Origin of the sequence: Candidatus Pantoea gossypiicola, from assembly GCF_008632075.1 — a bacterium.
Classification (GTDB): domain Bacteria; phylum Pseudomonadota; class Gammaproteobacteria; order Enterobacterales; family Enterobacteriaceae; genus Pantoea; species Pantoea gossypiicola.
Genome location: NZ_VWVM01000024.1, coordinates 1 through 26,570, shown reverse-complemented (window position 1 = coordinate 26,570; position 26,570 = coordinate 1). Strand labels below are relative to the sequence as shown.

Below are 26,570 nucleotides of genomic sequence, written 5' to 3'. Positions count from 1 at the left end.
GCACCCTGCACCCTGCACCCTGCACCCTGCACCCTGCCGCCAATACCTTCTTATAGACATTTGTCGAATTAACGCTTTTGTGCCACATCATGCTCTGCAGCATCCTCATTGGAATGTCCGCATAGAGCATATGCATGGCGTAGCGGCGATGCGGCGAGCGACGTACGCGTCTATGAGGTGCCATTCTATGCCTGGGAACGTGAGGCCGCCGGAATGGGTGCGACCGGTGTTGTAACATTCCATAAGGATCACGCACTGGCGAAGGAGTATGATTACGGGTTGTGTATCGGCTGGCGTTATGACATGTGGGAACAGTTCTTCTATCAGGCAGCCGTCGGCGCGGTTTACCTGCTTAATCCCCGTTTTGCGCCAGGCAGTCATCTGAATACCTCAACCCTTGAGCAGGGTATGGCCATTCGTTACGCTGAAGAAATGCTGGATAAATACCTGCCTTATACAGGACGAGCTTTAGTGGGCAGTCCGGTCGGTACAGGCAATATGTTCGATTGTGCCTACCGGGCTGCATGTAAGCTTCCGGATAATATTCTGCGCCAGGTCCGCGAAGAGTTTGGCAGCTTCGGTACTATCACTGATCCGGTGCGATTTGCAGACATGACATCTGACTTCCTCACGCCGGATGAGGTCAGCCTGCTCAGTGGTGATTTCCATCACAGCTAAGGCTCTTATCCCTTCCCACGACAAAAACTGATAATATATTTTTTAAAAAGGACACATCGTGGCCTTTATTACATTTATTATTTAAGTGCAGTTCATTTTATAAAAATTAATAAGGACGCTTATTTCTTCCACGCTTCAATCCTCCGGCAAAAAACCTGAAGTTTCATTTGTACGTGATTTTCATTATCTGACTGCGCTGATACAACACCTCGGCGCGCATGAGCGCTGGAATAGCAGAACCCCCAGAAATATTGCAGACAGCATCGGCATGGACATGGATGAAATTGAAAGAGTGCTGACCAGTTATCCAGCCTTTTTCCGGCGGTCAAGTAACCTAAGCACTCAGTGAGAACCGCTTTTTATTATCCATCTGCGTTATGCCCGGCGAAAAAAAATGAAGAAACAGACGCCCGTGAGTCGCCGCCTATCAATGCCGCAGAAATGGGAATCATGCTGGACCTGGTCACCAAAATGATTGCGGTGGAAGAACAGAATAAAAGGCTCAGCTTCGAGATAATAAGTAATAACATCAAAATCTGGTCAGCCATGGGGCTTGCTTTCCTGTCATCTGTATTCCGACTTTGGTACTTTCCGGATCTCGATAGAGGCGAAGAAAGATTGTTACAGATGAAGCACAAAATACTGAATTGTTGCGATGTGGGTATTAAGCATGGAATGCAAAATTCTCGATCTACTGAACCTGATACGGCAACTAAGAGGAAAAGAACACTTTTTTCAGTTTTTTCACTAACAGGCCTTAAAGGCCGCATTCCGAACAGTAAATACCTGCACATAAACCAAGACATTAAGGAGAACATTATGTCTACATTCGTAACTGCAGTATTTGCTGTAATCTTTACCCTAATCGCCATCGGCCAGTTCATCTGGGCAATCTTAGTCTCTTACCGTGGTCTAACCTGGTTTTTGACCAATTATGACGACCTTCCTCATACCTTCATTTTTAACAGAAGTTCATAGCTATTCCACAAAGTAATAATCTGTCCGGGAGCACATTCATGAAGGTAATTTTCGCAGGACTTTTTCTGTTTGTATGCGGACAGGCCCTGACTGATGTTCAGGCGGGGTCGGACTATCCGTCCTGCATCATTCAGGCACAGCATAACGGCAGCAGTAAAACCAGACGCTCAGAAGCGCTCCTGTCAGAAAGAATTAACGTTCTGCAAGCTGACATCAGTATAGCACGAAAAAGCCGAAAACTGACCCAGGTACAGGCAGATACGCTGTGGCAGAAAGCCAAGAACATCCATAATGAAATTCAGCACTATGTCAGCCAGCAGGGTTTTCTCAGTGCGGGGGAGCGGGCTTCATATGAAAGAGAGCTCAGCGCATTGACCGGAGAATTGTGTAAAAAAGTCAGATAACGTCCTCCGGAGAATCCATCCGTAATTCAGCTACTCATCTGAAAACTGACAGCACTGATTCGCGCATTGCGCAGTTTTATCAGGGCGAAAAAATCCCATTTGGGTTTCGCTATAGCTACATTAAGCGCTTTATAAATCGGTAAGGCAGGGTCTGTGAATGGAAGAACACAAATCCTGTCGTCATGACATATGGCCCATACGTTAAAAGGCTTCAGCCGTATGAGTTTTAGCGACTCAGCCGGTGCAGAAACCGAGGGCGCAACCCATGCAAGCATGACACTTCTGTGGCGTTTGAAGAGATCCACTCTGTTCTTCCCTTCAAGGGCTATATAGAGAGGCAACTCTCCTGGACAAAGATATCGTGGGTCACAGATTCCAGTTTCACATTCCTCAACAGCCTTATCTGACCAGTCCATCACCTCGTCCGGTCGATTCCCTGCGTAACCTCCAAAATGACCGTGGTTGTAATTGCGATACTAACCCGATACAACAAGCTGAGGGTGAATGAGCCGTTTTTCATATTTTCCCCCAAAAGCACTTATATCGTACAAGAAAGGAAGTGCAAAATGCATAAAATGAGAAGGATAGGCCGCAGTGGCTTTACGACGCGGACGCCCATATCTATTCAGTTTTTCCGAGGGTTCATAATATCCCAGTAACCACCTCAACTTCCTGACGAGAAGCGGATGAACACAGGATGTCCGGTTCGAAAGGTCCAGATCGTCCTTAAACTTTACAAAATTACAGCATGCCTCTACTAAAGGATCATGCCAGTCATGACGCTCGATTTTAAAATCGTTTACATCATTTAAATCTGAATTCATTGAATGCACCTGACTGAATTTTTGAATAGTGATTCCGCCTGCCACGACGGGAACATCCATCAATATGCAGTCTGAGCGTATATATCTTCGTGTCAGTACAGTAGAACAGGAAGTAAGGATATAGCTCCTTAACAATAATAACTGTCTCTGACATCTTATGTATCAGTCATAGCACCAACGCCTGGCACGGACTGACTCTATCAGCATCCCGATAGTCAGAGGGATAGCCTCACGCGGGTTTTCTGGATAGTAAAGGCTAAAATTCACATGGTCAGAATCCATTCCAAACGCATCGAAGACGTTCTGAAGGCATTCCGCAGCATCCTCCGGGTCCAGTTTCATGTCCAGATTGAGCGACATCTCTGGCGTGAGTGTTTTTTTCCGGAACGTCAGCAGGGAGCGGCCGTTCCACGGCTTAATGAGTGCCATTACGCGTGCCTGGGTGTCATCTACCATATCTTATCCTCCCCGCGGGCGATGGCATTGTACAGTCTGACCGAATTGAAACTGATACTGGCAACGTCTCTGGCCAGCATCACCCAGCCCACGACGGGTATCGCTCGTCCGACAAAGGTGCTGAGCTTATGCGTAAAAAGAATACGCGCGGTACGGGGCGGGTATCCCCCTACGATGGTGGGGAGCTTTATGCCGAAGGGAAATTTGGCTTTCGGAAATACTCTGCGCGCTGCCCGTGAGGCATAGGAGGTTCCCTTGAGAGCATCGCGCGGTTTGGTGCGGGTAGTCAGGACATTACGTCCGGACAGGATGGCCACGATCGCGCCGAAGTCATCAACCCCCAGCTGTTCAGCAACTTCTTCACAGAAAATCATGAAAAAGAGCTCACCAGCGGTGAGGTTCGGTCTGCCCGCGTAGAAATAGGTGTTATTGAGTTCTTCAGTCGTGTCCACTGCCAGCTCCTGCAGGTTCAGCTTCAATTATCGTCCTGACGCTTCTTAAACAATACCTTCCGCGTTCAGGCCTGACAACCTGTCCGGCACAGGTTAAACAGAAACAGTACTTCAACCCTATCTCCCCACAGTTGAAAGACTCCCGTGTCAGACGCAGGGAAATGCAGGCATGTCTGGCTTCGCAGCAGCATCCCAGTACCACCACCGTCCGGGCCCATATTCCGCCTCATAGTGAGCGGTTTTTACCTGCCTGCGCTGCAGGTACTCTGGCGAGTTCATGCCGAACACTTCCATCGGAAGCGCATCCCCGTCAGGAACGTCCTTGAGCACAAAATCCGCAAATACATCTTCCTCACCATCGTAGCGAAGAGGCTTGATAAAGGCGCGTTTTTCCTGCCACAGTTTTTCTTCCACCGCCCCTTCATAGCCGGAATCCAGCGGAATAAAGCGTGGGATGACCGTCATCAGCGCCACATCGATTACGGTACTGCAGCTGGATGGCTGGTCACGCTCGTCTATTTGCCTAAAGGATGTTTCCGGCGGCTCTGTTTCAGCGATAATCACGACTTTCATTCCCCTGCGCCAGTCGAGGAGTTCGCGGCAAAAGCTACGCTCCAGGCGGTGACGAACGTCTTCAGGCAGAACCAGATCAGGAAAGCCAGAAAACAGCCCCAGCGGCAGTATAGTCTTCCGTCGTGCTTCACCGGCTTCACTCCAGCCAGCACAAAAATGATGATACGTCGCCGTTTGTTCTTTCCGTTCGCTCTCAGATGTTCCCGGTTAGCGATAACCTGCGGCATATCTTTCATGGCCATGAGCAGCAGGGATTCTTCCAGCGGCACGCGACCAATGCGAATCCGGGCCGCCGTCTGCTGCAGGCGCCAGCGCCAGCTCACCCAGCCAGTGCCGCCGCAGTCGGCTTATTGGTGAAACTGTATGCTGTCATAATGAGACTGCATTTCAGCACCATCAATAGCTTCTGACACTATTTTTAATGCATTTCTTTCAGCCATAAACGGTAAACCCACGCTGATTTCAGGCGCTGAGGAATAAGGCAAGACGGGCGCAGCAATAATGATGACCAGCGCGAAATTATTCGAATAATATGATAAACACGCTCACCAGAAATCAGCGCATCAGCAGTTGCTGGCAGACCATATTATCCTGCGCGGCGCGCTGCTGTTCATCATTCGTCAGTTGCTCCCAGCGGCCAATCACGCTGCGTCCCAGCCGCGGTTTATAGGCTATTTTCTGCAGCGCATAGTCAGAATTACCGCCTTCAATAACATTTCGCATCTGCTGGTCGAATGGCTGCTGACCGTGATGATCAATCGCGCAGAACACCGCGACGTAATACGCTTTGTCTTCCTCACTANGGCAGACCATATTATCCTGCGCGGCGCGCTGCTGTTCATCATTCGTCAGTTGCTCCCAGCGGCCAATCACGCTGCGTCCCAGCCGCGGTTTATAGGCTATTTTCTGCAGCGCATAGTCAGAATTACCGCCTTCAATAACATTTCGCATCTGCTGGTCGAATGGCTGCTGACCGTGATGATCAATCGCGCAGAACACCGCGACGTAATACGCTTTGTCTTCCTCACTATCGTGCGGGATAAACCACCAGGTAGCGAGGGCCAGGATCAGCAGCAGGGGAAGGATGAATTTTACTTTGGCCATTATGGTCACCGGATGTGGGCAGTTAAGTCAGCCGGGTATGGCCAGACGCAGGGCGCGTATCCTGCCACAGATTCTGCTTAGCGTTAACCCCGCTGTTCAGCTTGCGGGCGCTTCGATCAGCGTTTTGCCAATCTGCGCACCTGGCATCATCTGCTGCAATCCCGAGATCAGATCATCGCTGGCCTGTTGCAGCGCGGCGAGCGGCATAGCGGGCAGGCTTTCCAGTATAAACCACATCTGCTGCGCACTGGCATCGAGTCGGGTGCGCACGCCCTGACGCCAGTTCCAGCGGCGGCAGGTTACCCCCTGATCGTCGCGCCAGATCACTTCGCCCGGTTCCGGTGATTCATAAATGACCTCGCCCTCTTTGACGGTATCGAAACGTTCACTGCCGTCAGCAATCACCAGACGTGGCGCGCCTGTATAGGCCGCGATATTTTCGCCGCCGACCGGCAGGGCGTAACGAATGCTGATGGCATTGTAGAGATCGACAACCGGATCAATAGCAGGCAGTGTGCCATCCCGCAGCACCCGTTTACGCAACGCTTCAGCAGAACAGGGCGTGCGCTTCGCTTTGGCACCAAATGCCCGGAACACCTCGGCCCATGCCGCAAGGTGCGCATCTGCCCAGACAACATCATCCTGTATGACCTGCTGGCACGCGCTTTTCAGTGCGTCGCTGGCGACTTCTGGTCGGGTAATGGATGTGGCTTCCACCGCAATGCTCATGGCACGAAAGCCGGGAGCGAGTGTGAAAATGGCAGGATCGATTGACGGATGAACGGATAACATCGGATACTCTCTCAGTGACTAATTTATTTCATAGTAATGACCGATGACCAATAAAGTCAATATAACGACCGATGCCGGCGCTGATGTCGCCACTGTCAGTCAGGCAGTTTCAGACCGCATAAAAAGCTGGCGCAAAAGCCAGAAACTCTCGCTGGATGAGTTATCCCGCCGGGCAGGCGTCAGTAAAGGGATGCTGGTTGAAATTGAAAAGGGCGCTGCCAATCCCAGCATCGCCATTCTGTGTAAGGTGGCTGCCGCACTGGGCGTCTCGGTAGCGGATATCGTTAGTATTTCGCATGCACCGGACGCCTGGCTGATTGAAAACAACGAAATGCCCGTGCTGTGGCAGGGTGAGCAGGGCGGGAGTGCGCAGCTGCTGGCCGGCACCCGTGGGCCGGATATGATCGAGCTATGGCGCTGGCAGATGTTTGCAGGCGAGGTGTTCAGTTCCACGGGCCACTCGTCGGGCACGCTGGAACTGCTGCACGTCGAGCAGGGCACGCTGGTTCTGACCGTGGGTGAGCAGACACTGGTGGTTCAGCAGGGCTGTGCGGCGGTGGCCCGTACCGATATGCCCCATGCCTATGCCAGTGCCGATGACCAGCCCGTTATCTTCACCATGACGGTGGCGGAACTGCAGCGCTGACGGCGTTTTTATTCGGCTGTCGCTTCGCCGGGAAAGGCAAGCAGCAGCGTTTTCAGTAACCCCTCCAACACGGCGCGCTCTGATGCGGCCAGCGGTGCCAGCACCGCCTCCTGAATTGCGGTATGTGCACGCAGTGCCTGCTCAATCTGCTGCTGACCCTGTGGTGTCAGCCCTACCAGCATGCTGCGCTTATCATCCGGCGCGGCAACACGTTCAATCAGATGATGCTGCTCCAGCCGGTTCAGGCGATTTGTCATGGCACCAGAGGTCACCAGCAGCGACTGGTAGAGCTGCGTGGGTGACAGCCGATAAGGGGATCCCGCCCGTCGCAGAGTCGCCAGCACATCAAATTCGCCCTCCTGAAAACCAAACGGTGCCAGCGCCTCACTGCGCGTTTTAGCCAGATGTTTCATCAGCCGCAGCACTCTGCCGAAGATACGCATGGAAGCGGTGTCCAGATCGGGCATCGCGTTCTCCCACTGGCTGACAACGAAATCAATATGGTCATGCATAAATCACCTGCAGATGTTGGGGTTATATTGTCGGGTTGTGCTCAGGCTCTTAACAGTGAACGGTATTTATCTTAACGTTAAGATAAGTAGTGACAGCCCGGTGCTGTCATCGTTAATTTCTGGCTGGGCGTAGATGATGAAAATGTTCCCCACTCTGTTTGCCGCGATCGCTTTTCTGGTCGGACTCAACCTGCGGCCGATGCTGGCTATTATCGGCCCGCTGTTTCCGGTGTTGCAACAGCAGACCGGGCTGTCGGCTACGGTATTCAGCCTGCTGACCACACTGCCGGTGGCGATGATGGGTCTGGCGGCACTCTCTGGCCCGTGGCTGATCGCCCGCTTCGGGCCGGTAACCGCCACTGCCGCCGGGTTGCTCTGTCTGATGGTGGCCTGTCTGTGGCGCGGCCTTAACCTTACTTCCGCTCAGCTTATACTTACCGCGCTGGCGGGTGGCGCAGGCATTGGCATAATCCAGGCAATGATGCCCGCGCTGATCCGGCAACGTTATGCTGACGCAGCAGCGACGCTGATGGCGCTGTTCAGCACCGGGATTATGGCGGGCGCGGCGCTGATGGCCGCCAGTGCCGAACCGCTATTTGTACTGATGGGTTTGCAACCCGCGCTGGCGATTTCCGGCGTGTTAGCGCTGGTAACGCTCCTGATCTGGCTGATTACAGTCAGGCGATCGCCGCAGGTGAGCGTGGCGTCTGAGGCAATGACGCTGCCAGCGCCGCGAACACTGCTGCTGACGCTCTTTTTCGGCATTGGCACCGGGGCTTACACGCTGGTTCTGGCGTGGCTGCCGCCATTCTATATTCAGCTGGGCTGGAGTGCGCGCCACAGTGGCTATCTGCTCGCCGCGTTGACATTAACCGAAGTGGTGGCAGGTTTTATCGTCACAGCAACCTTACAACGCTTTCCCGATCGCCGACCGCTGCTGCTCGGCGTGCTGACCCTGTTGCTGCTCGGGCTGCTGAGCCTTGTGTTTTACCCCAATACGATGCCGCTGCTCTCTGCGCTGTTGCTGGGAACGGGCATTGGCGCACTGTTTCCGCTGTCGTTGATTGTCACGCTGGATCATGCGCGCAGTGCCCGGGAAGCGGGCACTCTGCTGTCACGGGTGCAGGGTGGCGGATATCTGATCGCGGCGCTGATGCCGCTGGTAGCAGGCTGGGTGCGTGACAGCGGCCTGTCACTGACTCAGGCCTGGCTGATCATGAGCGCTGGCGTAGTGCTGCTGATGGTGGTTGCCCGGCGCTTCAGGCCGCAGGACAGCAGAGCCTGAATAAAGCCGTTGCCGTTCAATGGCGATCTGGCATGCTGGAATAAACCCCAGAACCCGGAGTGTAGTGTGAAAGTTATTGGTCTGTTAGGCGGCATGTCGTGGGAGTCTACCGCGCTCTATTACCGCATCCTCAATCAGCAGGTTAAACAGCAATTGGGTGGCCTGCACTCGGCGGAGCTGGTGCTCTGGAGCGTCGACTTCCATCACATCGAGCAGCTTCAGGCTGCGGGCGAGTGGCAGCAGGCGGGCGAGATCCTGGCTGACGCGGCTCGTAATCTGGAGCGGGCTGGTGCGCAGTTCATCGTGCTCTGTACCAACACCATGCATAAAGTGGCGGCGCAAATCCATGCTGCAACAGGCATACCGCTGCTGCATATTGCCGATGCCACCGGACGTCGCATTCAGCAGGCCGGTATACGTAAGGCTGGATTACTGGCGACGCGCTTCACTATGGAGCAGGATTTTTATCGCGGGCGTCTTCAGCAGCAGTTCGGTCTTGAGGAGATGACGCCCGATGAAGCGGATCGTCTGTTTGTACATGAGGTGATCTACCACGAACTGTGCCTGGGCGAAATCAATCCCGCGTCGCGTCGCCGCTACAGGGAGATTATGCAGTCACTGGTGGCGCAGGGGGCTGAGGCCATTATTCTGGGCTGCACTGAAATCACTCTGCTGGTTGATGCCACCGATGCCAGCGTGCCGCTGTTTGATACCACACTAATCCACGCGGAAGAGGCGGTTAGCCAGGCGCTGTCTTAACGCTTATCCTCAATAAGGGAATAGCATGAAAATAGATAATCTGCCGTTTGGCCTGACGCAGTGGGATCAGGTTGAAGAGACAATTCATCCCGGCGACCAGGGGCAGGCGACCTGGCGAACCCTGAAATTTAACGACATCCGGGTTCGCATGGTCGACTACTCGCCAGGTTATGTCGCCGACCATTGGTGTACCAAAGGTCATATTCTGCTCTGCATGGCGGGTGAGTTGCACACTGAACTGGCAGATGGCCGCCGTTTCGTGCTGAATCCGGGCATGAGCTATCAGGTCGGAGATGAGGCTGAACCGCATCGTTCTTTTACAACGACAGGTGCGCAACTCTTTATCGTCGACTGAATTTCATGTCCGCTTTAGCTGGGCTTGCCCGCTGGTGGATCATCGCGTCGTTGACACTTTTAAAAGTAAACTGAATCAGCTTTATAAAAATCAGCAAAATTAATGGCTTATTTCATCAGAGTTATCTGGTTCTGACAGGAATAATTCCCATCAGGTTGTATGCTTGAAGCCTTAAAAGAACGTTTTGCATTCACCTGATGTGGGGAAACCTGTGCTGATAAAAAAGAAGAAAGTTCGTTCACATACCGAAGACCGACTGCTGGCGCTGGTGCTGGCGACGACCGCCGGCATCCTTAATGCGATGGCGCTGGGCGCGTTTGGATTTTTCCCGTCGCACATGACCGGTAACACTTCGCAGATATCTCAGGAAGTCACCACCAGCGATCTGCATACTATGCTGTTTTTGATGGCGCTGATTGTTGCCTTTGTACTGGGCTGTACCGTTGCCCGGCTGGCGGTAGTGGTGGGGATCAGGCATAAGTTACGTACCATTTTCTGTCTGATTATTCTGGCAGAAGGCGCGGCGCTGACGGCGGCGTCGATCTTTGAGCTGATGTTCTACCGGCCAAGCTTTAACGGAGAAGTGCTGCTGATGCTGGGCTTTTTGATGGGGGTGCATAATGCCACCTCGACACAGCTCTCCAATGGTCGCGTCAGATCGACCCACATAACCGGCACGCTGACTGATGCGGGCATTGCGCTGGGATCGTGGATCTTTGCACATACGTCTCATGCTGTGCATCTGGAAACTGACGATCGTCGCTTCTTCCAGAAGGTTCTGCACACCCATCTGACGACGGTGTTCTCCTTCCTGAGCGGCTGTATTGCCGGGCTGCTGCTGTTTAAAACCTATGGGTTTAACGCGATGGTGGGATTGGGCGTGTTTCTGATGCTGGTAGCACTGACGGCCATTGCCGTTACCGTGCAGCGAACCCGCAGAAGCCTTTACTGATATTCCGGCCCGCTGCTCATCGCGCAGCGGGCCGGTTGCTTACTGCTGTGTGCGGGTTGGCCGAACGACAATCTCATTTACATCCACCTCTTCAGGCTGCTCAATCGCATAGCGCACGGCGCGGCCAATGGCATCCGGTTGCAGCGCGATAGCGCGATAATGCTGCATCGCCTCGGCGGCTGTCGGGTCGGTAATGGCTGATGCCAGCTCGCTTTCGACCACACCGGGATGGACACAGGTCACCCGCAGCTGACTGTTCTCCTGGCGTAAACCGTCAGAAATCGCCCGCACCGCAAACTTAGTGGCACAGTAAACTGCCGCAGTGGGCGACACGGCCAGCGCGCCAATCGATGCGATATTGATGACATGACCGACTTCTGGGGATAAGTTTCTGATTAGTCTATAATTTACGTTTAGCTGGTTAGTCTGTGGGGCACGTATGGGGCATAGTCTGTCAGTTTCTGATTAAGTAATGCTACCTGCTCACCGCTGTTTTCCGGCATCCACTTTCCATAAACGCTGAAAACCATCTGGGCGCTAGAGTGCCCCATCTGAGAGGCAATAAAAGCCGGATTTGCACCTGCAGATAAAGACCAGCACGCATAGGTATGACGGGACTGGTATGCCTTACGGTATCTTATACCTGCACGCTTGATGGGTGACTCCCACATTGCACCAAGCGAAGAAACGGAATAATGATGCCCTGCTGCTTCATTCCTGCGAACAACTTGGGGGTTAAATACAAAGGTGCAGGTATGAATGACGGAGCGACCAAATTCGCGAAGCTTGACCTCTGTGTGATACTGCTTACCCAAGCGGGTGAGCTCTGCCTGGCTTTTTAGTACCTCAATGGCTGGCTGAATAAGATGAATAACCCTATCGGTACCAGCATCAGTTTTAGGAAGTGTGAATTCCCCTAACTTGGTATGATTCCGCCTGATTGTCATTGTGCCTGCTTTAAGATCGATATCCTCCCAGGCAAGTGAAACCAGCTCTCCATGCCTGACACCCGTATATACTGCCAGCGACCAGAGGTTTTTTGTCTGTTGGTGCGTACAGGCATCAATAAGACGACTGAATTCTTCACGACTGAGAGGATCGGGCTCGGCTTTCGATTTTTTCAGCGGCGTAATACTGCTGAAGGGGTTTATTGCCATATAACCGTTGTCGGCTGCGAATCTGAACAATCCTGCTATCGTTGCCATGTAATAATTTACGGTGGGTACCGTGCGGCCTTTTGAACCGTTCAGAATGCTCTTCTTTGGCGCGGTCTGCCCGGTCAGCAAGTCCTTCCTGATGAACAGTAACTCTTCTTTGGTTACTGATGAAATCATGCGCCGTGCACCAATGAGGGGGACCAAATTTTTAAACACCGAGCAATAACGGTGGTGAGCATTCGCGCTGATTTCCATTTTCTTCAAATCCAGCCACTTCTCCGCCAGGTCACCGACAGAAATGTCCTTTTTATCCAGCCCGAAGCGCTTCAGATTAGACGAAGCCGGGAACTGGGCTGCATAGTTAAAACTACCCATCTTTATTGCAAAGCAGACCGAAGCGCGAAGCTCTCCGGCTACCTTGCGGTTTTTTGCAGTGTCAGGCACGCCAAGATTTTCCCTGACGCGCTGACCCTGATACAGAAACCATATGCGCAGTGATCCGCCATGGTTCTCGACGCCTGTTGGGTACGATGCTTTACTCATTATTCCCTCCTGACGCCCAGGAGCCTGATAAGCTTATCGCGTTCATTTCTTACGGTCATCCGATTGGTTGTTTCTGCGATGCGATCCAGGCATCGACCGCTTTCCGGTTGTAGACGCATTCGCTGGTGGGCTTTGGATCGCCTTCGGGTGACATGTGTTTATATTCCCGGCCCAGTAGCCAGGCCTTTTTACGTGCACGGGTGATGGTTCCCGGCTTAAGCCCGGTCACCGCGATCAGCAACTGTTCCGTAACCCATTCATTGGGCTCAATCATAATAATGGTGTTCATTTTTACGCTTTCGTCAGTGAGCATGATTTGCTCCTCCCCTTCAGTCCCGCCGCCTCGATAACCTTATACACATCCCGCTCGTAGCGCAGATGCTGAAATACCCCGCCAAACCAGTATTCACCGCTGTTAACGTCGGGAATATCTACGATGGCGCTGCCGGTGAGCACGATGCCCCGGCTTACGCCACGCCGTATCTTCAGCCAGCCTTTGCGCTGCAGTGCCTGCAAATGAGACTGTGCATTATTGGCTGAAGCCCATCCCATACCGACAGTGATCTCCTTGTTTGTCGGTGCCATGCCGTTTTCACGGATGTATGCCAGGATAAATTCCAGCGTTGCCTGCTGTTTATCTGTCAGCGGTTGCACGATGGTTCCCCCTTACACTCACACCACACCTCAAACATGCGTTTCACGATTTCGCGACAGTAATAACCATGCATATCGCGGGTGAGGTCGCAGCGGTTCCCATAACGACGCCGCATCATCATCTCAAAGGCTTTGTTCATGGTTATCTTCGCCATTTCGCTTGAAATTGACCTGCTCCAGCTCTTTTATTTGCACTTTGCAGACGACAAAATCCTTGCTGTCTGAGAGAAACCTGCATCGCTTGATGGCATTATCAGCGTCAACAAACAGCCCAACAGGAACGCCGGTTGGCTTGTAAATCACAGCGTACATTTTCATCACGCCATTCCCCTTTTCTTTAAACGTTTCCACGCCTCTTTGAATTCTTCATCCGTTGCACCTGACTTTTTGTCCGCGCACATCAGGCATTCAGAAATACCTCCCCAGCTTTTCGGTCTGCCGGCATCAAACAGATCATCCCACTCAAAGACCCAGCGATCGGTTGCCCGGTAGTGATAGATGGTCAGCCAGGTCTTTTTGTACCGTGGGTATCCGTACATAACGGATACCTTTTCATCGCGCAGGGGTTCACCTGCGGTGGCGATACAAATCCAGGCCACAAGCAGCAGAAACAGAACAGCCAGCATGTTGGCCACTATTCACCTCCGTCATTGGCAAAGAACGCGGCGACAGCAAAGGCCGTTGCCGGGATCAGCGTCGTTAACGAGCCCATACCACAATCAAACGTTCCCCATCTGATGCCGCCGGCAAGGCAGCAGAAGAAGCCCGCCGCGCTGATGAGGGTGAAAATGCTGACTGCGATTTTCAATGCCTTGCTCACTTTGCCACCTCCCGTGCTGCTGCTTTGTACGCACGCATGCTGCGATTAACCGGTCCGCTGATTACCGTCCGGCGAATGAACAGACCAGACGTCCTGGCGCGGACATCAGCAGAGAGAAGGGCGGCATCGACCGCCCGGTTGTGCCGGCGCAGCTCGAGCAGACTGCTGGTGATGGTCAGCGTGGCCACAGCACCATGATCCTTAAATTCAAACTTCATGACGCCAGCGCCCTCCAGAGTGCCTTGATGATTAATGCAACTATCATCAGAACGCAGGAGCCCAGCCCTGCAACCAGCAGACCAACGAATGCCATCAGCGCGATGTCGAGTAGCTTATTCATCCGATCATCCTTCTCAGCAAATCGCACACAGCAAAGAAACAATAAAATCCCGTTGTTAATCCCATCCCCGCGAGGCTGGAAAAGAAAAGGGTCAGCAGGGCCAGTTCAGAAACTTTTTTCACGGGTTTGTCCCTCCGTAAATTTCACATAGGTTTCCCAGCCACCGTGCCGACTGACCATTTCACCCAGCTGCCAGAAGCAGGCATCCAGCCATTTGATGCCGCGCGGCTTCAGCTTTGGCACGGTACCCCAGTCGATGAAATCCGTGTTACTGCGGTCCAGATACGAGACGAAATCGAGCATTTGCAGGTAGCGGTACCAGCGGCGCTCAATGTTCCAGCCCTTATCAGCCAGGTAAGAGTCGATGAACCCCTGCAGCGCTGGCTGATTCAGCGAAATATCCCCATACTGGTGACGGTAGATCGGGCGGCGATGCAGACTGACCAGATGGAACAGGTATGCATCAGCAATCCATGTAAGTGCCTGCTGGTGGCGCTCGAGGATTGTCCGTATCGGTTGATCGAATTTACTGTGCATTGCTTCCTGTCTCCGGTTCTGTTCTTTCGTTCCAGTTAAGGATTGCGCCTTCCTTGCTGTCCGGATGCTGCGTTGCATTGCAGCAACCGCAGTTGACGAAAAACATTTTTTCTCCATCAAATTCACGGAGCGTTTCAACCAGGCTAATGCAATCATTCCCGCAAAATGGGCATGGTTTCAGCAACCTGTCAGGATTCATGCCGTCCAGTGCTGGCGGGCAAAGTTCAGGAATTACTGACATGAGTACCAGGTCTTTTTTCAGAAATCGGGAGCTCTCTGCAATACTTACAGCCTGACTGGTAGCCTGGTCTACGCCTTCAGCCTCAACCTCAATTTTGAGTGGATAACGATCGCCATCCGGATAATCAGCAACAAATGTCACCGAGTAGGTAGATCCCTTCATTATTTTACCTCCGGCGCGAAAATCGCTTTGTCGTGAGAAAATTCGCCGTTCCAGGTTTTTTTCATCGGCAGCTTGCCCTGCATGTACAACTGATAAAGACGGTGACAGCCATCCTGCAGAAGAACCGGTGTAAATCTGGTGAACTCCTCCGAGCCATGCGGAGTGATGTGCGTTTCATCTTCGGTGAGATATTTATGGCGGGCATAAGAGGCGACACGCCATTTAGGGCTTTTTTCTGGATCGCGGCGCTCGTTGTAAACCCAGTTGCGCTGAAGCGCCCACCACATCATTTTGTTGATGTTCACACCGTTCAGGCATTTACAGAATGCCGGGATTGTCATGCCTTTGGTGAAGTGCTTCTCCAGGCTGGAGACAGTAGCGCTGAGAAGCTGGTTTTCGCCGCTCAGACGCTGGTTATCCTCTGAGAAGTTCATCAGCAGGTTGCGCAGCGTGGCCGGATCGCTCAGCAGACGCATGGCATCCACAGGAGCCGGGTCTTGCATATCTTCCAGCTTATCGACCAGTGACCGGCGCACGCCTTTGGATTCCCGCGCTGCAACACGGAGTGCTTGCTTGATGAGCATGCGGATAACAACCTGATCTGCGCCTCCACGGGCTTTATCCATGGGGGTTACGAAAATTTCGTAGGCCTCCCCATCGAGCTCATCTTTGATGCGAGCCACGAAGTCATTATTGCGGATCGGTTTTTCACCGCATTCTTTACGGGCATCATTGACCATTTGCAGCAACTTCTGACTGTCGATAGTCTGAGCCGACACAGCACCACCTGAAGGCAGGCGAGACAGGGAAATATCAGTTTTCATGATTTAGCTCCAAATGAACGGCGCAGGGCCTTTTTAAGTTTCTTTCCGTTATTAACGGTGCAGTAAAGTTCGGCCAGTTCCTGTGCCATCATCTGTTCGCCAGTTTCCTCGTGGACGAAATATTGATTCGGGTTTTCCTGAATGAACTTCTGCACAAATGGAAGCGCAAGAAACTCATCAGGACTGTAGACGCGCGTTCTTTTTCGGGCGTGCTTTGCCACCGGAACCTTGTGTGCGGACTCAGCAGAAAAGACATTCGCATTATTCTGGTTAGCCATAGTTACCTCAGTGGATCTGTGAATTGATTGCAGTGGTTTCGCCAGCGCGAAGTTGCGCCGCCACATCAATAAACAGGTCATCCAGAAAGTCGGAAAACCATGAGTATCCCCGACGCTCCTTTTCTTCATCGTTGCGTGCGTAAAACAGATAAACGGCGAGATACTTCTGCTCTGGCTGTTCAGACAGAATTGCGTTCTCAACGTGGACTATCAGCACGTTTTCGATGAGTTCCCGCGTCAGACCAAGCGCAGTGTTACCGGCTCTGAACACGTGCTGACCGTCACGCATACCCCAGCGGTTGCCGCACTCAATCAGATAGCTCAGGGCCACGGTTGAACGCATGGAGTGAGATACACTTTCTGCCCATTCCTGCTGCTCCTGAGGCGTCAGAGAGTTTTTGCCATAGCGGTTTTTATCGAGCATCCACGCTGGTGGGTTAAATGTGCCGTTGGAACGCGCTTTAAGGTCTTCCAGGCGGCTGACCAGCCGGGCCACCTGGGCTTTTTCGATGTCGTTCACTTCTCAATCTCCTGGTTGTAATCGGAATGACTCATGAGCTGCCAGTCTCTGCCGCCGTTCCGCGACAGCAGACGCCAGCGCGGATTAACTGCCAGACTGAGATAGCCTCTGCGGTAAGTCCGGCGGGCAAACAGGCGACCCCGGCGGTACTGAGTGAGTTTTCTGGCTGCCTGTGCTAATACCCACTCAGGGGCTTTAAACGCTGTCAGTGACATGCCATCAGCCCCTTAATCCAGTGGAGGATGGGGGGGCAGACCGTCCATCCTTCCGACTTAGCGAATTCCAGAAAGCCATCGAGCGTTGCGGTGAGTTCATCTTTGCGCAGGCGCATATCCGCTTTCAGCTCACCTTTCTCGAAATAAGCAATTACACGGCCGGTAAAGTCGGGTGCGACGTGCAGCTTTGCCGTCAGCGTTGCGTCTTCGAAATTAATCGCGCTCATCACTGCTGCTCCTTTTCTGCAAAAGCCTGCTCAACCAGGTTCGAAAGTAGTGACGCAATAAACGCGTTTCCGGTCTCGTTCAGCTTTTCGAAATTACGCGAGAGGCAGTTTCTGTAATGTGTGCTGATTTTTATTGCCGCATCCTCCGGAGAGGAAACCGCCATTGCCGGACGTTCGAATAATTTAATCAGCGCCTTTTTTAATATTTCGGGTTCAAGGTCGATAGTGGTGGTTTTTCCGTCAGGCAGCTGTACGGGTTCCATATATCCGCGCTTACTTACTTCTGTCATTTTGGCGTAAATAAGGCGTGTGCGATTACGTTCAACTAAGTTACTCATTTCTTTTTCTCACCTTCAGCGATTAACCATGATGAAATGCCGTAGGATAAATCGAATGCGAGATAATGAAGCGCACACAGTTGCTCCTCGTCCGGCCAGTCTTTTGTTTCGCTTATTAACAGAAGCAGGGCGCTGAGTTTTTCAGCCTGCGAAACACAACTATGTAGATCTTTAACCATGATTACCTCCCAGCCCACACAAGCGGTCTCTGGTCTCACCCAGCGCCTGCTCACGGAAAAAATGGTGAATACAGGCACTGAGATTCAGAGCATTCCCGACTAAAGGATTATTTTTGGAAATCCCTTCAGATTCATTTTCATAAATGATTAACAGCAGCGCGTTGAGCTGTTCGGCACACTCTGCCGCGCGTTCAGAATCAAATGCAGCACTCATTATTTGATCCCGTATGCAGCGCGGAGAAAAAGGTTAGCCAGAACGTCATGCTTTGAAAGGTGGCACGTCCGGGCATGACGGTATGCGGTTGAGTCTTTAATGTTCATTGTATTCACCATCTACTTTGATGGACGCTAAGGCGTCAGAGTAATTTTTACGCGCTATCAGCAAAGCATTAAATGCGCCCGGAACAGATTTGATGTGTTTGATCGTCTTTGCCGGGATTTTGTTAATATCAACAAACTCAGCAACAACATAAATATTGTCATCAACGAGCGCTTCCAGAGTTTGAATATAAGGCGGATCAACTTCAGTGCTTAACATGAATTTAATGTGCATTTTGATTACTCCTGAAATTCGGTTGCAGTTATCCCCAGCGCAGGCGCTGTAATTTACTTCTATCTATTGAGTAATCAGCAGAATATGTTTTCTATTTTTTTCAGTCTTTTAAATAACTCATTGGCGAAGTCTGATATTACAGCTGTCATTACGCACTGGATGTTGTCTGCGTCATCAGGGCCAAAACATCCCTGGAGATATATTTGCGTAGTGTGTTTTATTTTTCCGGCCAGTAGAGTGACATCAAAAATTTCGTCACTAAGATCTGTATTGCTGGTCCTCTTTTCAGCAGCAATATTACTGGTGGGGTTATCATCGATGTTTACGCTAAGCAGCAATGACTGAATCTGGAATAAAAGGCTTTCCACGTCATTACCGGTAAGTTGCTCACGAGAATTAATAAGTGCCCTGGTGGTTGATAAAGCCCGTTCGATTAAAATACTGTCTTCATGGTTGCTCATTTTACGTCTCCGCTCTCAGCGCATGCGGCAGCATTAGCGTAGTCATGGGCAATATCTAATACATTACCGCCCATCATTTTTAATTCGTCGTCATCTGACATCTGCAATACCCTGCCCGCACCCAGCAGGCAGGCAATATTTATGGCGAATGAGTCAGACGCAAGGTCAATACCTTTAAAGGCAGATCCGATGTTGTTCACTTCGCACCTCCGGTATTCTGCCGGGCCGCGTGGAAGGTGGCGGGCTCATCCGAAATAATGCCCATGCGATTTTTAATGAGCTTATTTCCATTGATCACGATATGTGCCATATCAACTTCATGCTGAACGTCTTCGTGTAAAATTCCCGGCCCCACAAAGTCAGAACTTTCAAGAAGGATTACGGTCATGTCATTAAGCTTATCCATATTTTCCTCTTCTGATACATATGTATTGCTCTATAGCGCGTCTCAGGACTGCTTTCATATAGAGAAGGTCAGTGCAATGGTTGAAAAAAATATCCTCAGATACCTCGAAAGCAGAAAGGGTGATTACCTTGCCCTTGCTTTTAGCCCTAACACTGAAGATCTTCTTAAGGTAAGTCGTCAGCTGGCCGAGAAACGTGGTGATGCTGTTGCTCCCCGATACCTGTTGAAGCCTGCCGAGTAGAATCTTCACCAGTAAGCAGCCACATCGGATCGCAGCTGAGCGCACTGGCGAGAGGGATGATTTTGTCGCTGGCTGGAATGGTGGTGTTCTCTTCCCAGGCTTCGATGCAGGAACGGGTAACGCCGACGCTGCTGGCTAAATAAAACCGGCTGAGATTGCGCAGTTCGCGCATGGATTTGATGCGGCTGCCGATGGTACTGGCGGTTGGGTAGTAGAAGGGGCCGAGGGGTGTCGAAGATGAACTGGCAAACGCGGCGTTACTTTTTTGAGGGGTAAGGAATCGTGTGTCGGAGGCCGCCATGGCATATTCATGAGCTATTTCCATCAGCTCAGAATTGATTCCCTTATAGTTCTCGCCTTCCATTAGCCCAATAATTCTCACCGCACTAATTAGCGAGGAAATATTGCTTAAAGCGGAAGCTGGTTCCAGAGTAAGCCCATCATAAGATCCAAACATAAACCCTCCAGTAAGCATAATTCAATTCTCATGAATCAAGTTAAACTTGATGCTGTGAGAATAGCTCTGGAGTTTCTTGTCGTCAAGTTAAACTTGATTTGATTTTTGCTTTTAAGAACCCATGGAGAATAGCCCTATGCAAACATCATAAAAGCTAGCCGAATCTATTGATATTGAAAGGCACTGAAGAAATTACCTTGGATTGTATGTAGAGTAAATCTGTAGCTTCTTTATCAATACTCCAAGGTTGATAGTTAGAATTGTCAGACAGTACAACAATCTTCGACCCGATTTTCTGAAGGCGCTTTACATAACATTCGCCCTCAAAGCAAAACGCATAAATGCCATCCCCATCAAAATAAGTAACTGTCTTGTCGAGAAAAAGAAGATCACCGGGAGAGATTGTAGGGCTCATGCTATCACCTCTGGCATTTCCAATTTCAACGTTTTTGAAAGGTCTGTTGCCAACGAGCTGGCTTGCATATTCCGGATCGAGCTCGATTGACCTTACAACATCGACGAAATCCCCCCTCAGACTGGTTCCACTTCCACAACTAAATTCAACATCCATTACCTGAAATGTTACGCTATCTTTGCGTTTTTCTTCATTAGGAGCAGAGAGTTTTACGCCCTCGGTTTCACCCAGAAACCAGGATTGAGGCAATCCGCTTATTTTGGACAGTTCGGCCAACCTCTTACCTCTGGGGCTGGTTACTCCCGATGTCCAGTACTGTACGGATTGCGCACTAACTCCCATCTGACGTGCTAATTCAGCCTGACTCCAGCCTTTCATTTTGAGTAGTTCGGTTATAGCGCTTGCAGTTGACATGTAACCTCCTCTGTTGCTGTTTCTGAGCACATTTCGCCATAAAGCGTATCTTGATTTTATTTTACATCACGTAAGTCTAACTTGCATGTCAATTAAAACTTGATGATAATGAGTTTATGACAATTTAGACTTGATGGCAGAAAGATGAACGAGTCCATACGACAAAAAATCACACTAGTTATCTCTCAACGAGGGATAGCCAAAGCCCTGGGCATAACACCACAGGCCGTTAATCAATGGTTTATCAAATCAACAATCCCTCCGCGCTTTGTTTTACCTCTTTGTGAGCTTGTCGATTGGATGGTTACCCCGCATGAGGTGAGACCCGATCTATACCCATCAGCTAAGGATGGTCTTCATGATCGAGCTACGGAGTTCCAATCATGAAGCCCATCCCCGATCGCATCTTCAACGTCATGCTGCTGGTCTGCATTGTACTGGACGCTATCACGCTTTTCTGGCTGTACAGGAGTGTGTGACATGTCACGAAAAATTATCGGTCATTCAGCCATCGACAAACGTTATCGGCTGGACCCGCGCTACTTCAAACCGCTGCTGCCGGATGGCATTCGCTATGACCCGGTGGATGACGCGTATGTGCTGGTGGCTAAACCAACTTTGAGGAACAAACCATGAATAACCTGATCACCAACAAACCATCGATGACCAGCCTGGATATTGCCGAGCTGGTGGGTAGTCGTCACAGTGACGTTAAGCGCAGTATCGAAAGGCTGGCTGAACGCGACATTATCCGACTACCGCCAGTGGCGTTTGTCGAAAGAATCAATAACTTAGGTCACACCGTAAAAGGTGAGGTTTACAATTTCGAAGGCGAAGAAGGCAAGCGCGACAGCATCATCGTTGTTGCCCAACTGAGTCCTGAATTTACTGCCCGTCTGGTCGATCGCTGGCGTGAGCTGGAAGAGGTTGTCAGTCATCAGCCGCTCTCCGAAATGGAGATGATCGCTGCGATGGCCGCCGATGCCGTTCGTCAGCAAAAGCGCATCTCGCACGTCGAGGAAAAGATCGAGTCCGTTGCTGAAACCGTTGAGAGCATCAAGCGCGGTTCGGTACCGGCTGGCTGGATTGGTTTCGCCGAACTGAAGGCGAAACTCGGTATGTCACCGCTGAAGTGCAAAACGCTGGCAAGTGCCTATAACGTTCCCACCGATACCCACAGTTTCATGACGCCCGATGGCCAGCTGGGCAGTCGCGGCATCGTCAATCACGCGTCTTTCATGGCTGCGCTTCGTCAGATGATGTCCGAGGCGGAATGCCGCGGCACTCGCTGGTGGCATCCAAAAATGGGGATTTTCCAGATCCTGAAATGGGGTGAGTAACCATGCATCCGCATGACTTCATCCGCAAAAACATCATCAGCACGCTGCTGGCTGAAGGCGTGGCGGCAGAAGATGCCAGGGGGGGCAGAGGCTGCGTTGTCTTACTACCGCCGCTGCTCTCAGGCAAACCGTAAGGGACGCATGTTCGACGATCTGCTTCATGAGGCCCGTCAGTGGGTGCGGTTCCGTTCGTGCAGCGGTGGGCGTCGTAAAGCTACACGTTCGCGCCAGGGGAGTCTGCTATGAGCACATCTGAGAATGTCATTCAGGTACTGGACAGGCATTACCGCGATCCCCGTGGCGTGGTGGTGCACGTCACGGGGTATGACCGGGAAAAGTCACAGGTAATTTTCTTACGCGCCGGATACGAGCATGAGTGTATGCGCCCGGTCTGGCAATTCCAACAGTTTTTTAAGAGGGTTGATGATGGCCCGCATCAGAACCATAAAGCCTGAATTCTGGACCGATGAAAAGGTCGTTGAGTGCTCTTATGAGGCGCGACTGATGTTCATCGGTATGTTTAATTTTGCAGACGATAAAGGAAACCTGGTTCGCTCCCCAAAACGTATCAAGATGCAGATTTTCCCGGCGGACATGATCGACTGTGAGCCGCTGATAAAAGAACTGGCATGTGTCGGATTACTCCGTGAGTACACAGTGAATGGTGTTGACTATCTCCACATCGAAGGCTTTTCGAGACATCAGAAGATAAACCGCCCGTCTGCCACAACCATACCTGCTCCGGGAGTGCTTAATGACGACTCAGTGAAAGAGTCCGGGCTGGATGGTGGCTGCTCACTGAATGGATGCCCGACTGAGCATACCGACTCAATGAGTACTGATGAATCACTCCGTGAGCACTCAGTGAGTACTCATATCGGACTCACTGACGGAAAGGAAGGGAAGGGAAAGGAGAAGGAAGGGAATAAAAACACTATGTCCGATTCGGATCGGACTGGCGGTGATCCGGATTTCGAAGGTTTGCCTGCACAAGCCGAACTGGAGCCTGCGTCGGATGACGGCATGCATCCGGATAAACCCGATCCGGTCTCTGAGGCCTTCGAGAATATTTTCTGGGGTGCAGGGCTCCGCAAGGACGCCAAGGTGAAGGCCAGAACGGCCTTTGGCACGAAGTTCAGGGCGTGGCGTGCGGTGTCGAAGGGGACGCCTGGCGAGTTTGCGGCGATGCTGGCGCAGGATATCAAGTCCCGCCTGGCCGTTCAGCAACTGGGGATAGACCGCATGCTGCCGACCTCGTACCTGAACGGCGAGCGCTGGAATGATCAACTCACGAGTGAGCAGACTCAGACACAGCGTGGTTTTGGAGGGGCCACCCGGCCCTACGCCTACCAGGACACTGAGAGTTCCGAAGTTTTCCTGAACTTCGATGCTCTGCGTTCCGACAGTGGCGGACGGAGACTATGACATGCGACAGCGACTTAAGCGTGCTCTGGTGTCTGGATACAACCATGGATGGCTGGGCATGGATTTTGTGATGTGGTGTTTTGATAAATTTGACTTGCGGAGCGTGTGAATTATGACACCGGCTGAACTCTCAGAAAAACTCTGGAATAGTGCCGATCGGGTGGCGAAATACCTGCTGCCAAACGGCCACAGGGAGGCTAACGAGTGGTGTGTGGGCAGCATCAGCGGCGAGGAGGGCAAGAGCCTCAAAATTAACCTGGCGGGCAAAAAGACCTGGGCTGACTTCGCCAGCGGCGACAGTGGTGACCTGCTGGATTTATGGGTGCTGGTGCGCAACTGCGGTCTGCACGAAGCTATGCGGGAAGCGAAGGAGTTTCTCGGGCTGAAGGATGACGATCATCATTTCACCGCCAAAAAACATACCTTTGCCCGGCCCAAAAAGCAGGGCGTTAAAAAAGCGTCGCAGTGCTATGAGTATCTGGCCTCACGCGGTATTACTCAGCAGACCGCTGAACGATTCAGGATCAGCGATGCTGTAGTCTGGCATGGCGACGAAAAGCGCGAGCTTCCTGCGCTGGCATTTCCGTATATCCGCAATGGCGAGCTGCTGCAGGTCAAGCGCATCAGCACCGAACGGCCGGGCGGAAAAAAAGTGATCATGGCCGAAGCCAACTGCGAGCCCTGCCTGTTCGGTTGGCAGGCTCTGGACCCGAAACAGCGGCTGCTCATCCTCTGCGAGGGTGAGATTGACTGCATGAGCTATGCGCAGCTGGGTTACCCGGCCCTGTCGGTTCCGTTCGGTGGCGGAAAGGGGGCTAAACAGCAGTGGATTGAGTACGAATATCATAATCTCGACCGTTTCGATGAAATTCTGCTCAGCCTCGACAACGACGATGTCGGGCGGGAAGCAGCCAGAGATATTGCCCGCCGCTTGGGGGAGCACCGCTGTCGCCTGGTTGAGCTTCCGTACAAAGACATCAACGAGTGCCTCACAAAAGGCGTCAGCGATGATGATATTTTTGGCTATCTGGAGCGATCAACCTACTTCGACCCCAGTGAGCTCTGCTCGGCATCCGATCTGCTGCAGGAAACCATCGACGCCTTCGAACACCGTGATGCCGGGCTTTTTACAACACCCTGGACCTCGCTGAATTACAATTTTAAATTTCGCGCTTCGGAGCTGACGCTGGTGAATGGCGTCAACGGGCACGGTAAAACGGAGCTGGTGGGCCATATCGCCATTGAAGCCATGGCACAGAACACGCGCGCCTGCATCGCTTCTCTGGAGCTCAAGCCGGGTAAGATGCTGGCTCGCCTGACACGGCAGGCCATCTGTACGGCAACGCCAACACCACAAGAGATTACGCTCTGTAATGCCTGGTTCAGCGAGAACCTCTGGGTATTCAAGCTTACCGGTACAGCCAAAGCCGACCGCCTCCTTGAAATCTTTGCTTATGCCCGCAGGCGGTATGGCATCGAGCTGTTCATCATCGATAACCTGGCAAAGTGTGGCTTTGATGAAGAAGATGCCTCCGGGCAGAAGGCATTTATTGATGCCCTGTGTGACTTCAAGAACGAGCATAACTGCCATGTCATTCTGGTTACACACGCCCGTAAAACCGACGAGTCGGTACCCACTGGCAAAATGGACGTCAAAGGCACCGGTGCTCTGACCGATATGCCCGATAACGTAATGTCGGTCTGGCGCAACATCCCGCGTGAAATGGCGCAGCGCAAGCTTGATAAGCAGGGGCCGCAGGGTTTGGATGAGAGGGAGAAACGCGCCCTGGATATGCCACCGTCGATTATTCGTCTGCTCAAGCAACGTGAAGGTGAGGGATGGATTGGCGATATAGGCACCACCTTCGATCCCCGCTCACACCAGTTTCTGGAAAACGGGAAGTCAGCATTCAACTATCTTGCCGCCAAACCGCAAAGCGATATTGATGCGGACTGGGAAATGAACAACGTAACGAGGTGCGCATGAAACTGGAATCAGCACTGAAGTATTTCAATCCGAAAAGCCAGAGCTTCACCGACTCTTCACGCGCAACCGGAAGCGAATCACTGACCGGCACAGACCTGATGGGTGCCATCGGATTCTGCCAGTCTAAAGCACCGTTTGGGATTTCTGCTGTTCTGGCTAAATCGACGGGCAGCAACGAAGAGACCTTCCGTACCGTTGAGCAGCTCCTGCAGTATGCCCGTCGGAATGCACCAAAGCTTCTCCGGAAAGCGGCGGGTGCAAATCTTGGTCGCTGCTTGGTCATACTGTCAAAGCTGGCATTCGATGAATATTCACGCTCAGCCTCAACGACAGCACCATGCCGGCACTGTAAAGGGACCGGATTCCGGGAAGTTATGCGCGATGTTGTTAAGTATCCGGGTTATATCAGTGCTGTAGATGGTGAAGAAAAAATACCGCCACGCATTGAATCTGAACTGGTCAGAGAAAAATGCAGTCACTGTGATGGGAAGGGGTGGGAGTCTGCACGCTGCCGGTGTAACGGAACGGGCCGGGTACGGGATCTGGAAGCATCAAAGCGCGCAGGTGCGCCAGTAGACAAGGATTGTGAGCGCTGTTCACGCCGTGGATATCGCCGAATGCCTTCCAGTACTGCATTCAGGGCTATCAACGTGCTGGTGCCGGACCTCACTCAGTCGTCATGGTCACGGAACTGGAAGCCGTTCTTTGAGAAGCTGGTGGCGAAGTGTGAGATTGAAGAGAGCCATGCAGATGCAATATTCCGGCAGGCAACAAAATAATTGACTTTGCATAAAACTGGCGTATTCTGGCTAAATAGTGGCGGTTCTGTACTCATGCGCCACTCAACGATATTAAGAACCCGCCGTCGTGCGGGTTTTTGTGTTTCTGCACCACATAAAAGCGCATTCCCTGACGCCGGAGCCAGCGGGTACGCCCGGAAGGCATGGGATATATGAGAGTGCGCTTCTCTGCGGTGAATGCGTGCTATTTGTTAATAAATGTTTGCATTGCGCTGTTTTTGTTCACAATGTGCTATACCAGTTATTCCTACCGAAGCGGGAAAAAC

The 26,570-nt window shown here is 51.8% G+C and carries 46 protein-coding genes and 2 pseudogenes; 15 read left to right on the top strand and 33 right to left on the bottom strand.

Annotated features, from left to right (window positions below):
* Positions 1-108: 108 nt before the first annotated feature.
* On the top strand, positions 109-678 hold the full coding sequence (locus tag F3I20_RS21285) for a hypothetical protein (protein ID WP_190285968.1): 570 nt from the start codon (positions 109-111) through the stop codon (positions 676-678).
* Between the two features lie 345 nt (positions 679-1,023).
* Positions 1,024-1,656, top strand: coding sequence for a hypothetical protein (locus F3I20_RS24265; protein WP_223811693.1), 633 nt, complete (start codon positions 1,024-1,026; stop codon positions 1,654-1,656).
* Positions 1,657-2,536: 880 nt separating this feature from the next.
* Here the strand turns inward: F3I20_RS24265 and F3I20_RS24260 are convergent.
* The 7 genes and pseudogenes from F3I20_RS24260 to F3I20_RS21235 all read right to left on the bottom strand — a co-directional run bounded on the left by F3I20_RS24260 (position 2,537) and on the right by F3I20_RS21235 (position 6,261).
* Positions 2,537-2,944: a hypothetical protein gene (locus F3I20_RS24260; RefSeq protein WP_223812968.1), complete on the bottom strand. Its 408-nt coding sequence runs from the start codon at positions 2,942-2,944 to the stop codon at positions 2,537-2,539.
* Between the two features lie 102 nt (positions 2,945-3,046).
* Entirely contained in the window at positions 3,047-3,340 is a 294-nt protein-coding gene (locus F3I20_RS21265; protein WP_150014382.1) for a DUF1493 family protein, read from the bottom strand.
* The gene (locus F3I20_RS21260) at positions 3,334-3,792 is read right to left on the bottom strand and encodes an STM2901 family protein (protein ID WP_150014416.1); all 459 of its coding nucleotides are present in this window, start codon (positions 3,790-3,792) and stop codon (positions 3,334-3,336) included. Before F3I20_RS21260 ends, F3I20_RS21265 begins: the two co-directional genes overlap by 7 nt.
* Positions 3,793-3,939: 147 nt before the next feature.
* Entirely contained in the window at positions 3,940-4,410 is a 471-nt protein-coding gene (locus tag F3I20_RS21255; RefSeq protein ID WP_373276589.1) for a DUF1173 family protein, read from the bottom strand.
* The gene (locus F3I20_RS21250; RefSeq protein ID WP_150014386.1) at positions 4,362-4,688 is read right to left on the bottom strand and encodes a DUF1173 domain-containing protein; all 327 of its coding nucleotides are present in this window, start codon (positions 4,686-4,688) and stop codon (positions 4,362-4,364) included. The genes F3I20_RS21255 and F3I20_RS21250 overlap by 49 nt, the downstream gene beginning before the upstream one ends.
* A gap of 481 nt (positions 4,689-5,169) precedes the next feature.
* Positions 5,170-5,469, bottom strand: a pseudogene (locus F3I20_RS21240) (hypothetical protein); the annotation flags it as partial.
* A gap of 96 nt (positions 5,470-5,565) precedes the next feature.
* Positions 5,566-6,261 carry a B3/B4 domain-containing protein gene (locus tag F3I20_RS21235; RefSeq protein WP_150038509.1) on the bottom strand — a complete coding sequence of 232 codons (696 nt, stop codon included), beginning with the start codon at positions 6,259-6,261 and terminating at the stop codon, positions 5,566-5,568.
* Positions 6,262-6,304: 43 nt separating this feature from the next.
* Between F3I20_RS21235 and F3I20_RS21230 the strand changes: the two genes are divergently transcribed.
* On the top strand, positions 6,305-6,907 hold the full coding sequence (locus tag F3I20_RS21230; RefSeq protein ID WP_150038511.1) for a helix-turn-helix domain-containing protein: 603 nt from the start codon (positions 6,305-6,307) through the stop codon (positions 6,905-6,907).
* 8 nt (positions 6,908-6,915) lie between these two features.
* Here F3I20_RS21230 and F3I20_RS21225 read toward each other — a convergent pair whose 3' ends face one another.
* Positions 6,916-7,419, bottom strand: coding sequence for a MarR family winged helix-turn-helix transcriptional regulator (locus F3I20_RS21225; protein WP_150038513.1), 504 nt, complete (start codon positions 7,417-7,419; stop codon positions 6,916-6,918).
* 133 nt (positions 7,420-7,552) lie between these two features.
* On the opposite strand from F3I20_RS21225, the gene F3I20_RS21220 reads away from it, so the two are divergent.
* The 4 genes from F3I20_RS21220 (at position 7,553) to F3I20_RS21205 (ending at position 10,770) form a co-directional block, all read left to right on the top strand.
* A complete protein-coding gene (locus F3I20_RS21220; protein ID WP_370513531.1) occupies positions 7,553-8,704 on the top strand; it encodes an MFS transporter in 1,152 nt (383 codons plus the stop codon).
* 66 nt (positions 8,705-8,770) lie between these two features.
* Positions 8,771-9,463: an aspartate/glutamate racemase family protein gene (locus F3I20_RS21215; RefSeq protein WP_150038515.1), complete on the top strand. Its 693-nt coding sequence runs from the start codon at positions 8,771-8,773 to the stop codon at positions 9,461-9,463.
* A gap of 25 nt (positions 9,464-9,488) precedes the next feature.
* Positions 9,489-9,818 carry a DHCW motif cupin fold protein gene (locus F3I20_RS21210; protein ID WP_150038517.1) on the top strand — a complete coding sequence of 110 codons (330 nt, stop codon included), beginning with the start codon at positions 9,489-9,491 and terminating at the stop codon, positions 9,816-9,818.
* Positions 9,819-10,029: 211 nt separating this feature from the next.
* A complete protein-coding gene (locus tag F3I20_RS21205) occupies positions 10,030-10,770 on the top strand; it encodes a YoaK family protein (protein WP_150038519.1) in 741 nt (246 codons plus the stop codon).
* Positions 10,771-10,809: 39 nt separating this feature from the next.
* Here the strand turns inward: F3I20_RS21205 and F3I20_RS21200 are convergent.
* From F3I20_RS21200 to F3I20_RS21070, 25 genes and pseudogenes are all read right to left on the bottom strand, one after another.
* Positions 10,810-11,148 (bottom strand): annotated as a pseudogene (locus tag F3I20_RS21200) (SDR family oxidoreductase); the annotation flags it as partial.
* A gap of 35 nt (positions 11,149-11,183) precedes the next feature.
* Positions 11,184-12,470: a tyrosine-type recombinase/integrase gene (locus F3I20_RS21195; RefSeq protein ID WP_150014402.1), complete on the bottom strand. Its 1,287-nt coding sequence runs from the start codon at positions 12,468-12,470 to the stop codon at positions 11,184-11,186.
* 55 nt (positions 12,471-12,525) lie between these two features.
* Positions 12,526-12,759 (bottom strand): excisionase family protein, encoded by a 234-nt coding sequence (locus F3I20_RS21190; RefSeq protein ID WP_150019606.1) that lies wholly within the window; start codon positions 12,757-12,759, stop codon positions 12,526-12,528.
* A gap of 2 nt (positions 12,760-12,761) precedes the next feature.
* The gene (locus F3I20_RS21185) at positions 12,762-13,124 is read right to left on the bottom strand and encodes a LexA family protein (RefSeq protein WP_150019968.1); all 363 of its coding nucleotides are present in this window, start codon (positions 13,122-13,124) and stop codon (positions 12,762-12,764) included.
* A 123-nt stretch (positions 13,125-13,247) separates the two neighbouring features.
* Entirely contained in the window at positions 13,248-13,442 is a 195-nt protein-coding gene (locus F3I20_RS21180; RefSeq protein WP_150019966.1) for a hypothetical protein, read from the bottom strand.
* The gene (locus tag F3I20_RS21175; RefSeq protein WP_223813125.1) at positions 13,442-13,750 is read right to left on the bottom strand and encodes a hypothetical protein; all 309 of its coding nucleotides are present in this window, start codon (positions 13,748-13,750) and stop codon (positions 13,442-13,444) included. Before F3I20_RS21175 ends, F3I20_RS21180 begins: the two co-directional genes overlap by 1 nt.
* Positions 13,751-13,758: 8 nt before the next feature.
* Complete coding sequence (locus F3I20_RS21170; protein ID WP_150019962.1) at positions 13,759-13,944, bottom strand: hypothetical protein; 186 nt, start codon at positions 13,942-13,944, stop codon at positions 13,759-13,761.
* Positions 13,941-14,162, bottom strand: coding sequence for a hypothetical protein (locus F3I20_RS21165; protein WP_150038521.1), 222 nt, complete (start codon positions 14,160-14,162; stop codon positions 13,941-13,943). The genes F3I20_RS21170 and F3I20_RS21165 overlap by 4 nt, the downstream gene beginning before the upstream one ends.
* Positions 14,159-14,284 carry a hypothetical protein gene (locus F3I20_RS24370; protein WP_255467316.1) on the bottom strand — a complete coding sequence of 42 codons (126 nt, stop codon included), beginning with the start codon at positions 14,282-14,284 and terminating at the stop codon, positions 14,159-14,161. Before F3I20_RS24370 ends, F3I20_RS21165 begins: the two co-directional genes overlap by 4 nt.
* Before the next feature lie 105 nt (positions 14,285-14,389).
* Positions 14,390-14,821, bottom strand: coding sequence for a hypothetical protein (locus F3I20_RS21155; protein WP_150019152.1), 432 nt, complete (start codon positions 14,819-14,821; stop codon positions 14,390-14,392).
* On the bottom strand, positions 14,811-15,224 hold the full coding sequence (locus F3I20_RS24255) for a Lar family restriction alleviation protein (RefSeq protein WP_223813123.1): 414 nt from the start codon (positions 15,222-15,224) through the stop codon (positions 14,811-14,813). Before F3I20_RS24255 ends, F3I20_RS21155 begins: the two co-directional genes overlap by 11 nt.
* Positions 15,224-16,048: a phage antirepressor Ant gene (locus F3I20_RS24250; RefSeq protein ID WP_223813124.1), complete on the bottom strand. Its 825-nt coding sequence runs from the start codon at positions 16,046-16,048 to the stop codon at positions 15,224-15,226. The genes F3I20_RS24255 and F3I20_RS24250 overlap by 1 nt, the downstream gene beginning before the upstream one ends.
* Positions 16,045-16,326 carry a hypothetical protein gene (locus F3I20_RS21135; protein ID WP_150019151.1) on the bottom strand — a complete coding sequence of 94 codons (282 nt, stop codon included), beginning with the start codon at positions 16,324-16,326 and terminating at the stop codon, positions 16,045-16,047. The genes F3I20_RS24250 and F3I20_RS21135 overlap by 4 nt, the downstream gene beginning before the upstream one ends.
* A 7-nt stretch (positions 16,327-16,333) precedes the next feature.
* On the bottom strand, positions 16,334-16,846 hold the full coding sequence (locus F3I20_RS21130) for a hypothetical protein (RefSeq protein WP_150019150.1): 513 nt from the start codon (positions 16,844-16,846) through the stop codon (positions 16,334-16,336).
* The gene (locus F3I20_RS21125; RefSeq protein WP_150019995.1) at positions 16,843-17,061 is read right to left on the bottom strand and encodes a ParE family toxin-like protein; all 219 of its coding nucleotides are present in this window, start codon (positions 17,059-17,061) and stop codon (positions 16,843-16,845) included. The genes F3I20_RS21130 and F3I20_RS21125 overlap by 4 nt, the downstream gene beginning before the upstream one ends.
* A complete protein-coding gene (locus tag F3I20_RS21120; RefSeq protein ID WP_150019997.1) occupies positions 17,052-17,288 on the bottom strand; it encodes a hypothetical protein in 237 nt (78 codons plus the stop codon). Before F3I20_RS21120 ends, F3I20_RS21125 begins: the two co-directional genes overlap by 10 nt.
* Positions 17,288-17,626: a hypothetical protein gene (locus F3I20_RS21115; protein WP_150019149.1), complete on the bottom strand. Its 339-nt coding sequence runs from the start codon at positions 17,624-17,626 to the stop codon at positions 17,288-17,290. The genes F3I20_RS21120 and F3I20_RS21115 overlap by 1 nt, the downstream gene beginning before the upstream one ends.
* On the bottom strand, positions 17,623-17,805 hold the full coding sequence (locus F3I20_RS21110) for a hypothetical protein (RefSeq protein WP_150019148.1): 183 nt from the start codon (positions 17,803-17,805) through the stop codon (positions 17,623-17,625). Before F3I20_RS21110 ends, F3I20_RS21115 begins: the two co-directional genes overlap by 4 nt.
* On the bottom strand, positions 17,798-18,019 hold the full coding sequence (locus tag F3I20_RS21105) for a hypothetical protein (RefSeq protein WP_150019999.1): 222 nt from the start codon (positions 18,017-18,019) through the stop codon (positions 17,798-17,800). Before F3I20_RS21105 ends, F3I20_RS21110 begins: the two co-directional genes overlap by 8 nt.
* 96 nt (positions 18,020-18,115) lie before the next feature.
* Positions 18,116-18,358 (bottom strand): hypothetical protein, encoded by a 243-nt coding sequence (locus F3I20_RS21100; protein ID WP_150019146.1) that lies wholly within the window; start codon positions 18,356-18,358, stop codon positions 18,116-18,118.
* Between the two features lie 74 nt (positions 18,359-18,432).
* Positions 18,433-18,819 carry a hypothetical protein gene (locus F3I20_RS21095; RefSeq protein ID WP_150019145.1) on the bottom strand — a complete coding sequence of 129 codons (387 nt, stop codon included), beginning with the start codon at positions 18,817-18,819 and terminating at the stop codon, positions 18,433-18,435.
* On the bottom strand, positions 18,816-19,019 hold the full coding sequence (locus tag F3I20_RS21090) for a hypothetical protein (protein WP_150020001.1): 204 nt from the start codon (positions 19,017-19,019) through the stop codon (positions 18,816-18,818). The genes F3I20_RS21095 and F3I20_RS21090 overlap by 4 nt, the downstream gene beginning before the upstream one ends.
* A complete protein-coding gene (locus tag F3I20_RS21085; RefSeq protein ID WP_150038523.1) occupies positions 19,016-19,225 on the bottom strand; it encodes a hypothetical protein in 210 nt (69 codons plus the stop codon). The genes F3I20_RS21090 and F3I20_RS21085 overlap by 4 nt, the downstream gene beginning before the upstream one ends.
* Before the next feature lie 164 nt (positions 19,226-19,389).
* Entirely contained in the window at positions 19,390-19,923 is a 534-nt protein-coding gene (locus F3I20_RS21075; RefSeq protein ID WP_190285997.1) for a helix-turn-helix domain-containing protein, read from the bottom strand.
* Positions 19,924-20,077: 154 nt separating this feature from the next.
* Complete coding sequence (locus F3I20_RS21070) at positions 20,078-20,752, bottom strand: XRE family transcriptional regulator (RefSeq protein WP_150020007.1); 675 nt, start codon at positions 20,750-20,752, stop codon at positions 20,078-20,080.
* A gap of 144 nt (positions 20,753-20,896) precedes the next feature.
* Between F3I20_RS21070 and F3I20_RS21065 the strand changes: the two genes are divergently transcribed.
* From F3I20_RS21065 to F3I20_RS21035, 8 genes are all read left to right on the top strand, one after another.
* Entirely contained in the window at positions 20,897-21,139 is a 243-nt protein-coding gene (locus F3I20_RS21065) for a transcriptional regulator (RefSeq protein ID WP_150020009.1), read from the top strand.
* A 93-nt stretch (positions 21,140-21,232) separates the two neighbouring features.
* Positions 21,233-21,388: a hypothetical protein gene (locus F3I20_RS24010; protein ID WP_190285998.1), complete on the top strand. Its 156-nt coding sequence runs from the start codon at positions 21,233-21,235 to the stop codon at positions 21,386-21,388.
* On the top strand, positions 21,385-22,092 hold the full coding sequence (locus tag F3I20_RS21060; protein WP_150038525.1) for a Rha family transcriptional regulator: 708 nt from the start codon (positions 21,385-21,387) through the stop codon (positions 22,090-22,092). The genes F3I20_RS24010 and F3I20_RS21060 overlap by 4 nt, the downstream gene beginning before the upstream one ends.
* A gap of 2 nt (positions 22,093-22,094) precedes the next feature.
* Positions 22,095-22,226, top strand: a complete 132-nt coding sequence (locus F3I20_RS24365) for a hypothetical protein (RefSeq protein ID WP_255471558.1) — start codon at positions 22,095-22,097, stop codon at positions 22,224-22,226.
* A 108-nt stretch (positions 22,227-22,334) separates the two neighbouring features.
* Positions 22,335-22,547, top strand: a complete 213-nt coding sequence (locus F3I20_RS21050) for a DUF4222 domain-containing protein (RefSeq protein WP_190286177.1) — start codon at positions 22,335-22,337, stop codon at positions 22,545-22,547.
* The gene (locus F3I20_RS21045) at positions 22,516-23,517 is read left to right on the top strand and encodes a hypothetical protein (RefSeq protein ID WP_150038529.1); all 1,002 of its coding nucleotides are present in this window, start codon (positions 22,516-22,518) and stop codon (positions 23,515-23,517) included. Before F3I20_RS21050 ends, F3I20_RS21045 begins: the two co-directional genes overlap by 32 nt.
* 112 nt (positions 23,518-23,629) lie before the next feature.
* On the top strand, positions 23,630-25,504 hold the full coding sequence (locus F3I20_RS21040) for a toprim domain-containing protein (protein ID WP_150038531.1): 1,875 nt from the start codon (positions 23,630-23,632) through the stop codon (positions 25,502-25,504).
* Entirely contained in the window at positions 25,501-26,283 is a 783-nt protein-coding gene (locus F3I20_RS21035; protein ID WP_150016017.1) for an antitermination protein Q, read from the top strand. The genes F3I20_RS21040 and F3I20_RS21035 overlap by 4 nt, the downstream gene beginning before the upstream one ends.
* Positions 26,284-26,570: the final 287 nt, after the last annotated feature.